Annotated in this window: 12 protein-coding genes; 1 reads left to right on the forward strand and 11 read right to left on the reverse strand. The window is 44.7% G+C overall.

Annotated elements, in window-relative coordinates; all coding sequences use genetic code 11:
- Positions 1-89: 89 nt before the first annotated feature.
- The 8 genes from P8F77_RS10495 to P8F77_RS10530 all read right to left on the reverse strand — a co-directional run bounded on the left by P8F77_RS10495 (position 90) and on the right by P8F77_RS10530 (position 8,975).
- Complete coding sequence (locus tag P8F77_RS10495) at positions 90-1,247, reverse strand: iron-containing alcohol dehydrogenase (RefSeq protein ID WP_024727301.1); 1,158 nt, start codon at positions 1,245-1,247, stop codon at positions 90-92.
- Positions 1,248-1,279: 32 nt separating this feature from the next.
- A complete protein-coding gene (locus P8F77_RS10500) occupies positions 1,280-2,230 on the reverse strand; it encodes a sugar-binding domain-containing protein (protein WP_347256130.1) in 951 nt (316 codons plus the stop codon).
- Between the two features lie 303 nt (positions 2,231-2,533).
- Positions 2,534-3,583, reverse strand: coding sequence for a zinc-binding dehydrogenase (locus P8F77_RS10505; RefSeq protein WP_287519733.1), 1,050 nt, complete (start codon positions 3,581-3,583; stop codon positions 2,534-2,536).
- A gap of 32 nt (positions 3,584-3,615) precedes the next feature.
- On the reverse strand, positions 3,616-4,494 hold the full coding sequence (locus P8F77_RS10510; protein ID WP_024727298.1) for a class II fructose-bisphosphate aldolase: 879 nt from the start codon (positions 4,492-4,494) through the stop codon (positions 3,616-3,618).
- Positions 4,495-4,951: 457 nt separating this feature from the next.
- Positions 4,952-5,149: an HD domain-containing protein gene (locus P8F77_RS10515; RefSeq protein ID WP_235824658.1), complete on the reverse strand. Its 198-nt coding sequence runs from the start codon at positions 5,147-5,149 to the stop codon at positions 4,952-4,954.
- 247 nt (positions 5,150-5,396) lie between these two features.
- Positions 5,397-6,275, reverse strand: a complete 879-nt coding sequence (locus P8F77_RS10520) for a hypothetical protein (RefSeq protein ID WP_024727296.1) — start codon at positions 6,273-6,275, stop codon at positions 5,397-5,399.
- A 22-nt stretch (positions 6,276-6,297) separates the two neighbouring features.
- Entirely contained in the window at positions 6,298-6,966 is a 669-nt protein-coding gene (locus tag P8F77_RS10525; protein ID WP_095143004.1) for a UDP-N-acetylglucosamine pyrophosphorylase, read from the reverse strand.
- A 2-nt stretch (positions 6,967-6,968) separates the two neighbouring features.
- Positions 6,969-8,975 carry a DNA topoisomerase gene (locus tag P8F77_RS10530; protein WP_287519737.1) on the reverse strand — a complete coding sequence of 669 codons (2,007 nt, stop codon included), beginning with the start codon at positions 8,973-8,975 and terminating at the stop codon, positions 6,969-6,971.
- Positions 8,976-9,061: 86 nt separating this feature from the next.
- Here P8F77_RS10530 and P8F77_RS10535 point away from each other — a divergent pair, with 86 nt between their 5' ends.
- Positions 9,062-9,697, forward strand: a complete 636-nt coding sequence (locus tag P8F77_RS10535; RefSeq protein ID WP_287519739.1) for a lactate utilization protein — start codon at positions 9,062-9,064, stop codon at positions 9,695-9,697.
- A gap of 60 nt (positions 9,698-9,757) precedes the next feature.
- Here P8F77_RS10535 and P8F77_RS10540 read toward each other — a convergent pair whose 3' ends face one another.
- The 3 genes from P8F77_RS10540 to P8F77_RS10550 form a co-directional block, all read right to left on the reverse strand.
- Entirely contained in the window at positions 9,758-10,492 is a 735-nt protein-coding gene (locus tag P8F77_RS10540) for an HAD family phosphatase (protein ID WP_287519741.1), read from the reverse strand.
- 222 nt (positions 10,493-10,714) lie between these two features.
- Positions 10,715-11,950, reverse strand: a complete 1,236-nt coding sequence (gene glyA, locus P8F77_RS10545; protein WP_024727292.1) for a serine hydroxymethyltransferase — start codon at positions 11,948-11,950, stop codon at positions 10,715-10,717.
- A 31-nt stretch (positions 11,951-11,981) separates the two neighbouring features.
- Positions 11,982-12,452, reverse strand: a complete 471-nt coding sequence (locus P8F77_RS10550; RefSeq protein ID WP_006566840.1) for an ACT domain-containing protein — start codon at positions 12,450-12,452, stop codon at positions 11,982-11,984.
- Between the last annotated feature and the right edge of the window lie 13 nt (positions 12,453-12,465).

The following is a 12,465-nucleotide window of genomic DNA, read 5'->3' on the forward strand; positions in this document are numbered from 1 at the left end:
AAAAGAAATCACTCATCAGGAGAACGCATCAGAAAAGGCCGGTTCCCATGGACAGGACCCCGGCCTTTTTCTGTTATTTTACTCTGAACCTATAATGCATTTTCATAAATATGAATGATATCTTCTTTCGTGAGCTCTACAAAGGAGCCTCTACAACCTGCCGCCGCTTTTTCTGCCATGATGTCAAAATAGGTTTCGTCGATCCCTACTTCTCTCAATGTAGTAGGAAGACCCATGTCCCTAAAGAACTTTCTCGTACAGTTTATGGCCTTTCTCGCTGTCTCCATATTTTCTTCTGCCATCGGCAGATTCCAGACATTTCTTCCATAGTCTGCAAATTTCTTCGCGGTAGCTTCATTTAGTGCAAACTCCATCCAGTGAGGTGTGAGGATTGCAAGTCCCTCCCCGTGGGTAATATCATAAAATGCACTTAATTCATGCTCCATGGGATGCACACACCATGCAACCTCGGCTCCATCTGAAAGAATGCCGTTGATTGCCATGCTGGATGTCCACATGAGATTGGCCCTGGCGTCATAATCATCCGGGTGTTCCAGTGCAATAGGTCCATAGTAAAAACAGTTCTTTAAAAGGCCTTCCGCAAACCGTGCCTGTACATCAGCATTGGACACATTGGTAAAATAATTTTCAAAAATATGGCTGATTATATCTGCTGTACCTGCTGCCGTCTGCTTTTTGGAAACAGAATAAGTATACTCCGGATCCATGATGGACATCTTTGGTTTCATGTGCTCACTGGCTGTTCCCCATTTTTCATTTTTCTTCAGATCGGAGATGACTGCAAATTTATCCATTTCAGATCCGGTGGCTGCCAATGTAAGCACAGAGTAAATCGGCAACGCGGCAGTGATCTTTTCCGGGTGTAAAACAAGTTCCCATGGATCTTCTTCACTGCAGGCTCCGGCCGCAATGACTTTTCCGCAGTCGATGACACTTCCTCCTCCGATTGCAAGGACCATGTCGATTTTTTCTTCCTTGCAGATTTTAACTCCTTTTACCACAGACTCTATCCGCGGATTAGGCTCCACACCGGAAAGTTCGGACACACAAAGTCCTGCATCTTTCAAAATCTTCATTGCGGTATCATAGATTCCTGCTTTTTTAATGCTGCCGCCTCCATAGACGAGCAGGACCTTTTCTCCGCTCTCCCTCAGTTCGGATAAATGTGTGATCTGTCCCTTTCCAAAATGAATCTTTGTTGGAATAGAGTATGTGAAATTGTTCATTTGGACCTCCTTAAATTATGTTTATATGTGTTTTATTGTTCTACATCCATCAAATATTCTGCTGCCTGCATGTCGGTGATCAGGACATTTACAATGCCTGCCCTCAGCGCGCCCAGAATTGCCTGCCGCTTTTCTTTGCCGTAGGCAACCCCTACTCTGATTGGTATCTTTTTTAAATTTTCAAATGAAATACTGACCAGACGCTTGTTGAAGGAATCTTCAATCAAGTTTCCCTCTATGTCAAAAACATGGCAAAGAATCTCGCCGACCCCTCCCTTTTCTTTTAGACGATCATATTCCCCCGGAGGAATGATATCTGTATTCATGATGGTTGAATTGTAATCCAATGCACCGATCCCAAACACTGCTACATCCGCGTCTTCCGCTATCTCGATGACATTGCGGACACTCTCTTCTTCCATAAACTTCTGTTTAGCCTGCTCGTCTGCAACGACCAGCGGCGCCATGATCTGATATGCACTTACTTTTAAAATCTTGGCGACCACATCGATCAGATAATTGGAATATGCCAGACGGTATTCTTCATCTGCAGAAGCCGGCGGATTATTGGAGCCGGACAGGGGAACTACTTTTACATCCTTATACTTTTTCAGCCTCAGCCTCATGTCTTTTTCCAGATACTGAATGGCTTTTTGAAGAATGATCCCCTTTGTAAGTGCCAGAGTCATATGGTTTTTCATTATCCTGATCATGTAGTCTGCTGTGAGAAACCCGATTTCTTCGATGACCTCCCCCTCTCTGGGATAAGCTATGATCGCTTCTTTGAGGTCAAATTTTTCTTCAAGGAATTCTTCTTCGTTGGCAGCGCTGTTTTCAGGAAAGTTGATTTTGATCTGTACATATCCCTGTTTTCTGGCCTGCTCCAATGCTCTTGCGACAGTCATTCTAGACACGTTTAATTTCTTACCGATATCCACCTGCGACATGCCGTTTTTGTAATACATCTTTACAACTTTCATCATGAACCGTTCGTCTTTCAACTTCCTGCGTCTCCCTGTCTTCTGCAAATTTGTTTGTCTTACTACTAGTATATAGAAATGATACGTGATCCGTCAATCTAAACCATTCATCCTTTTATATAATTATCCCGAGACAGCCCAAAATGAGTGAAACAATGGTCAGCTCCAGCAATAATATGGCCTGCATTAAAGAAATCGTTTTTCCTGTCGGTTGACTGCATCTGAAAATACAGCTTCACCCCACTCTTTTCAATATCCATAAGGGTCTGTATTTCTGCTCTGCTTAGAATCCTTCTCCTTTCCTTTTTACTGGTCCAGCAGGACACTTACCCTGTACATTCCCGGCCGGCTTGCTGCTTCAAATGCCTCCTGTATCTGATCCAGACTGAATGTTTTTTCCTCAATTAATTTTGAGACGTCTACAACCCCTGTGCTGAGCGCTCTTGCGGCTTCCTGAAAATCCTCATTGTCGGCGCCGAACGTTCCGATCAGTTCCATCCTTCGGTAATGCATTTCGTTGGAATCAATATGTAATTCCGGTGCCGGATAGCCTGCCGCAAACAGTAAAAGCTTACCATCCTTTTCCTTGAGCATTTCAAGACCCTGATCGTTTGCTGCCGTGACTCCCACAGCTGCAATGACCGCATCTGCACCGTCTTCCTTTGTCAGCTTTCTTACTTCCTCTGTCGGGTCTGACTGACTGCAGTCGATTACCTCGAATCCCATGGCTCTGGCAGTCTCAATTTTCTTCGGAATCATTTCTGATACAATCACACGGCATCCATAAGCCTTTGCCACCTGTGCGTTGATCAGCCCCATTGTTCCTGCCCCGATGACAACCACGGTATCAAATGGCTTGAGCCTTAACTTTTTTGCCCCGTGGAGTACTGTAGCCAGCGGCTCTAAAAAGCTTGCTTCAGCCGGATGAACAGAAGCTGCTATTTTATAAATGCCCCTCACACTTTTTACACAGTAATCTGAAAAACCGAAGAAGCCCCAGCGGTATCCATCTTCCGTGTCTATTCTTATGTCTTCACACTGGTCCACCTGCCCGTTCCGGCAGGCAGAACAGTTTCCGCAGCCCTCATATCCTGTTGCCACCAGATCACCAATCTTGAAATCAGTCACTTTGGACCCGACTTTTTCTACGATGCCGGCAGCCTCATGTCCTCCTGCCATCGGATATCCCTGGTGTTCTCTCAGACCAAGCCACTGTCCGTAGTCGGTAGTGCAGATGTTGCAGGCTTTCATTTTCAGGAGAACATCATACTCACCGATTTCCGGCAAATCTCTTTCCCTGACTACTGCCACTCCTTTTTTTACTAAGCATCCAAATCTCATTTTCTCTTTGCTCATAATCTACTCCTTTTTTACTGTCCTAAAAGTCTCTATGCTCTGTTTTCTCCGCCAAATAATTTCATATAATGTTTCAGTAAGTTCTTATAGCCTTCTCCCATAGCATTTGACAAGTCATACATGTTGGCACTCTGGTTTCCGAACTCTCCGAGACTTCCGTCTTTTACAATACTGTCATAGTCAATTCCAAGATACTCTTTTAACCTTGCAAGCCCTGCATTACTCAAGTCTGTACACAAGTTCACTTTTTGTATTCCTGTTTTCACCGCTCTCTGCAAGTTCTCATCTCCCGTTCCAGATCCCCCGTGAAGAACCAGCGGAATATCAAGCATCCGGTGAAGCTCGGCCAGCAATTTAAATTCCAGCTTTGGAGTTCCTTTATAAGCGCCGTGGGAAGTTCCCACAGATACTGCCAGACAGTCAACCCCGGTCTGCTTCACGAACTCGGCTGCCTCTTCTTTCCTCGTAAGTCCCGAATCTCTGGTCTGCTCGTACTCAAACCCCTGTCCCACATGTCCCAGCTCTGCCTCCACAGAAACTCCGACAGCATGGGCGATCTTTACGATCTGCGCAACCTCTTTTACATTTTCTTCAAACGGCAGGGTAGAGCGGTCTACCATAACAGATGTGCATCCGCACCGGATAGCTGTAATAATTTCTTCAAAATCTCCGCCGTGGTCTAAGTTGATTGCTCCGGATACATTTGGAAACTTATGCTTATAGTAATTCACTGTGTCTATCGTTTCCTCCAGGCTGTGGATTCCTGCGCAGTCAAAGATTACCGGTGCCTTCAGCTCCTCAGCGGCTTCAAAAACACTCTTTACTGTAACGCTGTTCCATACATTCGGCGCCGCAACACCATATCCTTCTGCTTTTGCCTTTCGTAAAATTGTCCCCATATCTGTGATCATGCCAATACCTCCATTTGTGCATTTGCTATATTTATCGTGCATATGTTTTATATTTAAAATTATAGCAGGTTCTATTTGTTTGTCAAGCATATTCACATTATTTTGTGAATATGCTCATTCGCATCCCCTCACTCTTTGAGGGGCTTGACAACTTTGCGTGCCAGATGCAATTTGTCGCAGGCAAATAATTTCCTTACGCATCTGTGCACAACCCGCGGAGCGTTTTTATTTCATAGGGAAGGTCGTAGAACTTTCCTATGAAATAAAAAAACCACCCCATATTTGGAGTGGTAAAAATGTAAAATTTCACTATTTTGTTAACTACCGGGCATGTCACCGAGTATCTTCATGGTCTGTTCATTTGAGAAGACCTGCTTATAGCTGCGCTTTCGGATCAGGGTACTGATGTTGTCCGCCACCGCACAGATTCTTTCCTCCCTGTAAAGCTGATCTTCTGTCAGCGCCCCGGCTTTTCTAAGATTTCAACCGGTGTGGCAACCTTTCCGATATCATGGAGCAGAGCACCGTAATACAGGCGGTCTGACCTGTCACCGGGAATTCCCATAATATTTGCTATAGCAATGCTGGCATTGACCGTTGTGATCGTGTGAAGCACCATGAACTCACTGCGAAAATCGACAGAGGATTCCAGCATTTCCAGATAAGTCCGCCGCTTCTCAGAAGGACATTTTTCAGCATGTCGTCCGGAATCCCTCCCTCTGCCTCTTCTAAAATTCTGAGAGCGATGTAAGCTGCCCTCTCTCCGTGTTCAACCAGGCGGGGATCTACTTTGTTCAGTGTCCGCTTAACGATCCCCATATATTTTTGCTCCTTATGGCGTACATTTTATGATACCTTTATATCCCCTTCTTTGTTATTTATGTTACCCTCATAAAAACTATTTACTTTAACAATTTTTTAATCTTGGACAGTGATTTTTCACTGGCTGTATAAAACTTTTGGCTGCCTTTTTTATCCGTGATGCAAAAAGACGTTCCCTCTTCAGATATCGAAAGACTGGTCAGTGTCCCCTGAGTATAAAAGCGGTACTCGGTCCACTTCGCAGTATCATGCTTTTTCTTATCTGCCTTGGCATTCTGCAGAAGATCAGACACCTGAACAGCTGTTTCGTTAAATTTCAGCTTCTGATCTGTGATGATCAGAGACGCATCTGCAAGCCTTTCCAGATAGGAAGGATAATGTTTGACATTGACCGCGTCGATCAGCCCATCCCCAATGACGCTTGCATTGTTGAAGCAATATACATTTTCAGGAATCTGGTCAAATACAATATAGCTGTTCCCATAAACCTTAAATTCATACGTAGTATTATCCTCATCAATCAGTGCATAAGAGTAAATATTGCCATGATATTTTTCCCGCAGATCAGTGACCGTCAGCCCTATGATCCGATAAGAATTCTGGACAATATTTTTCACAAACTTACAAACCGGCTCGTTTGTGACGGCAAAACTTTTGTACACCTTTCCCTTTTGAATACGGACAAAATCTGTCTTGGAAATGGTGCTCCCTGCCACTTCCTTTTTGTAGGAAGCCAGCTTCTGGTCACCGGTATATTCGTGTATTTCTTTAATTTTTTTGTCCAGCGAATCTTCCCTTGCTCTTGATTTCTTCAGGTCCTGACTGAGCTTTTTGTTTTGGTCCTGTAATTTCTGGTAGTATTCTGATTCGATGATTTCCTGTTTGGAAGCTTTTCCGCAGCCGGAAAGCGCAAAAGAAACGCAGATGAAAAGCGTCAGCGTCATCATTCTTTTTCTCATGCTGTGAAATCCTTTCTTTGTCTTAGTGTTTTTTGGCGATCTCCCCTGCTTTTTTATAAATACTGTTTTCCTCAATATAGCCTCTTACCATGGAAAGCGGATAAATATTCGTGTTCGCTCCGACAACAGACCCGGGATTTAAGACAGTGCCGCAGCCTACTTCCACATGGTCTCCCAAGATTGCCCCTATTTTCTTTCTTCCGGTTTCGATTTTCCGGTCCCCGCACTTGATCACTACATTGGTCTTGTCGGATTTTACATTGGATGTGATCGACCCCGCACCCATGTGGGATTTATATCCCAAAATAGAATCTCCCACGTAATTATAATGGGGAACCTGCACGTTATTAAACAATATATCATTTTTTATCTCTGTGGAGTTCCCGATCACACAGTTCTCCCCGATCAGGGCATTACCGCGGATAAAGGCTCCCGGCCTTACCTCAGTGCCGGCCCCGATGATGGCCGGCCCATTGATCTCCGCAGTCCTTGCGATCACAGCAGATTTTGCGATCCAGACATCGTCGCCGATCCGGTCAAACTCTTCCGCGGAAAGTTCCGGGCCTGTCTTTAAAATAAAATCGCCGATCAGCGCCAGCACTTCCCATGGATATGTAGTCTTTTCAAATAATTCTTTTGCGGTCGTCTGGTCCATATCTTTAAATAATTCCTGATTTGTCAGCTGTTTCATACTCATTCACCTTTCCCTTTCTTATTCACATAATATTTTGCAGTCTCGTCAAACATTCTGCGCAGTACATACTGATGATTCGTCCTTTTGACCGCATCGGTATGCTTTGCAACAAAATGATTCAGCTTCTTCATATACTCTTCTTCACTTACTGTGCCTTCTGCCACATAAGTAAGCCCTTTCTCCCAGCTTGCGGTAAGCTCCGGATTCAGAAGAGAATGGATGGAGCCTCTGACTACGTCAAAGATCATCTCACCCATCAGTGTCGGCGTTACAGTCTGGGTCTTTTTATTCAGCGCTATGTATTGATTGTTGAGCAGTTTTTTGACAATCTCGGCCCGTGTTGCACTTGTTCCGATCCCGCTTCCCCTGATCTGAGCCCTTAAATCTTCGTCTTCGATGAGCTGCCCCGCATTTTCCATGGCCAAGATCAAAGAACCGGAATTATAACGTTTTGGAGGTGTTGTAGTACCATCCTTGATTAAATGTTTTTTAATCTGAAGCTTCATTCCCTTTTTCAGGGAGAGTATGGCATCTATCTGCTCCTTGGATACAGAATCTTGCTTTTTGACCTCTTTTCCCCCGGCCACTAAAAGATATCCGGGATCTACAAGCAATTTGAAATTTGCCGTAAAGGTTTCTCCCGCCGTTCTTGTCACCAGCTTTATCTTAGAATATACCGCCGGAGGCAGAAAAATACATAAAAACCGCCGGACGATTACTTCATACACCTTCTGCCCGGTCTGCGAAACACTTTTTAGGTTATTCAGCGCCTGTCCGGTTGGGATGATGGCATAGTGGTCCGTGATCTTTTTGTCATCCACATACCTGGTTTTTGCAAGTCCGGTATAGGACTTTTTATCTAAAATCTCCGCAGCTGTTTCCGAGAGTATTCCGTAATTTTTTAATCCAGACAGGTTTTTGCTGATCTCCTTTGAAACAGCGACGGACAGAACTCTCGCATCGGTCCTCGGATAAGTGACCAGCTTTTTTTCATATAATTCCTGAACAATCTTCAGCGTCTCATCAGGACTTAACTTAAACATCTTGGAGCACTGGTTCTGAAGCTCCGCCAGATTGTATAAAAGCGGCGGATTCTTTTTCTCCTGACGCTTTGCAGAAGCTTCCACAATCGTCTCCATGCCGGAGGCTTCTTCAATTTCTTTTATAAAGGCCTCTGCATCCTCTTTTTTCAAAAACCCGTTGTCTTTGTATAATTTCTTTGACTCAAAATATCTGGAGCCCTTTACCGCTTTCCATTCGGACTCAATCTTTACACCCTGTGGTGTAATGTGAGAGAGCACTTTAAAAAAAGGGGTAGGAACAAAACTCCTGATCTCCCGTTCTCTTTTGACAATCATGCCAAGGACACAGGTCATGACCCTGCCCACAGCCACAACGACGCTCCGCTTTTGCTTCATAAAGTTTCCAAGGGTCCAGCCATACTTTAAGGTCAGCACTCTGGAAAAGTTAATCCCCATCAGATAGTCTTCCTTAGCCCGCAAGTAAGCGGCGGAAGCTAAATTATCATACTCGCTCAGGTCTTTGGCCCCCCGGACCCCTCTGAGCACCTCTTCTTTCGTCTGGGAATCGATCCAGACTCTCTTTTTCTGTTTTCCGGTCACATGGGCTTCCTGGTCCACCAGCCGGTAGATATATTCTCCTTCCCGTCCCGAGTCGGTGCATACATAGATCGTATCGATATCTTCCCGGTTCAGAAGTGAACATACAATATCGTACTGTTTCTTTACTCCCGGAATAATCTCATACTTATAATCTTCCGGCAGAAACGGAAGTGTTTCTAAATCCCACCGCTTCAGCTTGGGATCATACTTATCCGGATATGACATGGTGACGAGATGTCCTACACACCATGTAATCACGGCTTTCTCACTCTCCAGATATCCGTCCCTGCCGGACGGTTTCAGGTCCAGCGCATTGGCAAATTCTCTCGCCACGCTTGGTTTTTCTGTAATAAATAATGACTTCAAACGTAATCCTGCTTTCATTTTTTTCTTTTGCTATTATATCATATTTAGGTCTCATGTGATACAATAATATCCAGAGATAAAATGAACAAAGGAGTGTGTTTGATATGAGTATGGAAAAAGCAAATCAGGTGACTGCAGCTACGATCATCAAGAACATGGAAAAGAGAAACTTTACAGGAGTTTACTGTGCTACGAAGGAAGAAGCCTTAAAAAAAGCGTTGTCCTACATGGAAAAAGGCTCTGTTGTTTCATGGGGCGGTTCCATGAGTGCGGCAGAGATCGGCCTTATAGATGCCGTAAAGAATTCCGGACAGTATGAAGCTGTGGACCGGTCAGCGGCAAAGAATTATGAGGAACAGAGGCAGATTTATGCAAAGGCGGTCCTCGCCGACACCTATATTATGAGTACGAATGCCATCACACTGGAAGGGGAACTGATTAATATCGACGGCTCCGGCAACCGTGTAGGTTGTTTAAGCTACGGGCCAAGACAGGTGATCCTGGTCGTCGGAATGAACAAAGTGGTAAGCACCGTGGAAGAAGGCATACACAGGACGAGGAGCAAGGCTTCCTGTCCGAACACGATCCGTCTGGGACTGAAAACTCCGTGTTCCATCACAGGACACTGCGGAGAATGTTACGGCAATTCCTCTATCTGTTCTCATCTGCTCATCACCAGAAGATGCGGCCAGAAAGACCGGATCAAGGTCATCTTAGTTGGAGAAGATCTGGGTTATTAAAGCAAAAACAGGTGTTCCGGAAGAAGCAAATTTTCGAACACCTGTTTTTGCTTTTCTCTGTCAGACTGTTTCCAACAGCTCCAGTCCGACTTCTCTGAAATCCTCGATGACAGCCGTGACTCCCGGGAGTCCAAGAAGCCTTTCATGCTCTTTTTTCGGCCCAATGGCTATAATCTTTCCTGCCCCTGCCCTTCTGGCAGCTTCAATCCCCGCATCTGCATCCTCAAAGACGACGCATTTTTCGGGACTGAGGCCGATTCTCTCCATGGCCATCAGGTAAATATCCGGCTCAGGCTTGCCCTTGAAGGTTCCGTCGTCATAAACAATATGTTCTGCCGGAATCCAATGGGTAAGGTGCATATGCTTCATATAAAATCTCACATTCCCAATGGCTGATGCCGTGGCTATAGCAAAAGGCACCGCATGTTCTTTAAGCTTGGTGAGAAATTCCGGAAGGCCTTCTGTAAAATTTATCCCCTTCGAATCATTCAGACACATTTCCCTGTAAATATCTTCCTTTTCCTCTGTCAGGTCATAAATCTCCTGTTCTGTGAGATCAGGATTTAGAGCCATTTTCAAAAATTCTCCTCCATTGATCCCGTGGATCATTTTGTGAAGCTGTTCGACCGTATACTTCCCATTTGCATGTCTCTGAAAAAATTCAAACCACGCAGCTTCCTGTTTGTCCCCATCAATATACATCGTTCCGTTAAAATCAAATACAATCCCTTTTAAGCTCAATTCATCCCCTCCGATTCTGACCAGCAGATCATCTTTCTCCAGATTCTTTTTCATTGCTTCCGCAAACGTTTTTTAATATTCACCTCCTGCGGAATGACCTTGGCTGTCATTAATCATTTTCAATCCGTCTCATCTGTTCTTCCCTGATCTGCTTTCTGGCTTTTTCTTCCTCCATTTTATGAATTCCTCTCTTCTGCAGAAAGTAATTAATTTATGACAAAAAAGTACAGCCCGATGACCCGGCTGTACTTTCTTCCGTTTTAAGCTTTTTTCAGATTACTCATATAAAGGATATTTTGCTGTCAATTCTTTTACAAGCTGTTTTGCTTCTTCAAGCTTCTGGTCTAAAAGTGTAAGCCGGATTGCCTTGGCGATCACCGCCATATCCTCTTCTGTTAATCCTCTGGTTGTCACTGCAGGTGTTCCGAGACGGAGTCCTGATGTAACGAACGGAGATTTCGGATCATTCGGCACTGTATTTTTATTACAGGTGATGTGAATGGAATCCAAAACTTTTTCTGCTTCTTTTCCGGTCAGATCATATTTTTTAAGATCCACCAGCATCAAATGGTTGTCTGTACCGCCGGATACAATATCAAATCCCTCTTCAATGAGAGCTTTTGCCAATGCTTTTGCATTCTTCACCACCTGTTTTCCATACTCTTTAAAATCATCGGACAGCGCTTCTTTGAAGCACACGGCTTTTCCGGCAATCACATGCATCAGCGGGCCACCTTGAATGCCAGGGAAGATAGCTTTGTTAAAGTTGTATTTTTCATTAATCTCATTGCTGCACATGATCATACCGCCGCGGGGACCTCTCAGAGTCTTATGGGTGGTTGTTGTCGTCACATGGGCATATGGAATCGGACTCTGATGTACGCCTGCCGCCACAAGGCCTGCGATATGTGCCATGTCCACCATAAGAACGGCTCCGACTTCATCTGCAATCTCACGGAACTTCTTAAAGTCAATGGATCTCGCATAAGCGCTCGCTCCTGCAATGATCAGCTTCGGGCTGCACTCCTTCGCTATGCGGAGCACTTCATCATAGTCGAGGAATCCCTCGTCATTGACGCCGTAAGGCACGCAGTTGTAATATTTCCCTGACATGTTGACCGGGCTTCCGTGGGATAAATGACCGCCGTGGTCCAGACTCATTCCCATATAAGTATCCCCTGGATTTAAGACCGCAAAAAATACTGCCATATTCGCCTGTGCACCTGAGTGTGGCTGAACATTGACATATTCACATCCGAACAGTTCTTTTGCACGTTCTCTTGCCAGATTCTCCACTACATCCACGAACTCACAGCCGCCGTAATATCTCTTTCCGGGATATCCTTCCGCATATTTGTTGGTCAGGTGGCTGCCCATGGCTGCCATGACTGCCTTTGAAACTAAGTTCTCAGAGGCAATTAGTTCCAGATTGTTTCTCTGTCTGGATAACTCGTCCTGCATTGCCTCGGCAACTTCAGGATCATAATTCTTAACTTCGCTAAAATCGAACATCTTGGTGTCCTCCTGTTATATATTGATGATGTTAGTCTTGGAATTGTTCTTTCAGTGCTTCCACTGCTGTTTCCACACGGCTTTCTCTGATCAGGACTGTGATCTTGATCTCAGAAGTATAGATCATATGGATATTTACGCCTTTGTTATAAAGAGCTTCAAACATTTTAGATGCCGCCCCTGAGTTTGACATCATTCCTGCCCCCACAATGGATACAATACCCACGTTTTTGTCAGAAACAATTTCTTTATAAGAGCCTTCCTGAAAGGTTTCTTTTAAGGTCTCCACCGCGGCATCCGCATCAGATTTTTTCACAACAAAGGAAATGTCTTTGCTGTCTTTTCTCCCGATGGACTGCAGGATCAGTTCTACATTGATCCCTTTGTCCGCGATGGCGGTAAACAGTTTCGCCGCGATCCCCGGTTCATGCTTCAGACCTTTGATCGCCACCTGTGCAACATCTGTGTTTGATAACACGCCGCTAAATAACATTTTCTCCATAATCTGCTTCTCC

The organism is Anaerostipes sp. PC18 (genome assembly GCF_039789045.1).
In the GTDB taxonomy this organism is placed as follows: Bacteria; Bacillota; Clostridia; order Lachnospirales; family Lachnospiraceae; genus Anaerostipes; species Anaerostipes hominis.

Bases quoted from the DNA above. Each gene is read 5' to 3' on its own strand.
- P8F77_RS10520 (WP_024727296.1), bottom strand. From the start codon at position 6,275: ATGAGAAAAAGAATGATGACGCTGACGCTTTTCATCTGCGTTTCTTTT.
- P8F77_RS10525 (WP_095143004.1), bottom strand. From the start codon at position 6,966: ATGAAACAGCTGACAAATCAGGAATTATTTAAAGATATGGACCAGACG.
- P8F77_RS10530 (WP_287519737.1), bottom strand. From the start codon at position 8,975: ATGAAAGCAGGATTACGTTTGAAGTCATTATTTATTACAGAAAAACCA.
- P8F77_RS10510 (WP_024727298.1), bottom strand. From the start codon at position 4,494: ATGATCACAGATATGGGGACAATTTTACGAAAGGCAAAAGCAGAAGGA.
- glyA (WP_024727292.1), bottom strand. From the start codon at position 11,950: ATGTTCGATTTTAGCGAAGTTAAGAATTATGATCCTGAAGTTGCCGAG.
- P8F77_RS10515 (WP_235824658.1), bottom strand. From the start codon at position 5,149: ATGCTGGAATCCTCTGTCGATTTTCGCAGTGAGTTCATGGTGCTTCAC.
- P8F77_RS10505 (WP_287519733.1), bottom strand. From the start codon at position 3,583: ATGAGCAAAGAGAAAATGAGATTTGGATGCTTAGTAAAAAAAGGAGTG.
- P8F77_RS10500 (WP_347256130.1), bottom strand. From the start codon at position 2,230: ATGATGAAAGTTGTAAAGATGTATTACAAAAACGGCATGTCGCAGGTG.
- P8F77_RS10495 (WP_024727301.1), bottom strand. From the start codon at position 1,247: ATGAACAATTTCACATACTCTATTCCAACAAAGATTCATTTTGGAAAG.
- P8F77_RS10535 (WP_287519739.1), top strand. From the start codon at position 9,062: ATGAGTATGGAAAAAGCAAATCAGGTGACTGCAGCTACGATCATCAAG.
- P8F77_RS10550 (WP_006566840.1), bottom strand. From the start codon at position 12,452: ATGGAGAAAATGTTATTTAGCGGCGTGTTATCAAACACAGATGTTGCA.
- P8F77_RS10540 (WP_287519741.1), bottom strand. From the start codon at position 10,492: ATGAAAAAGAATCTGGAGAAAGATGATCTGCTGGTCAGAATCGGAGGG.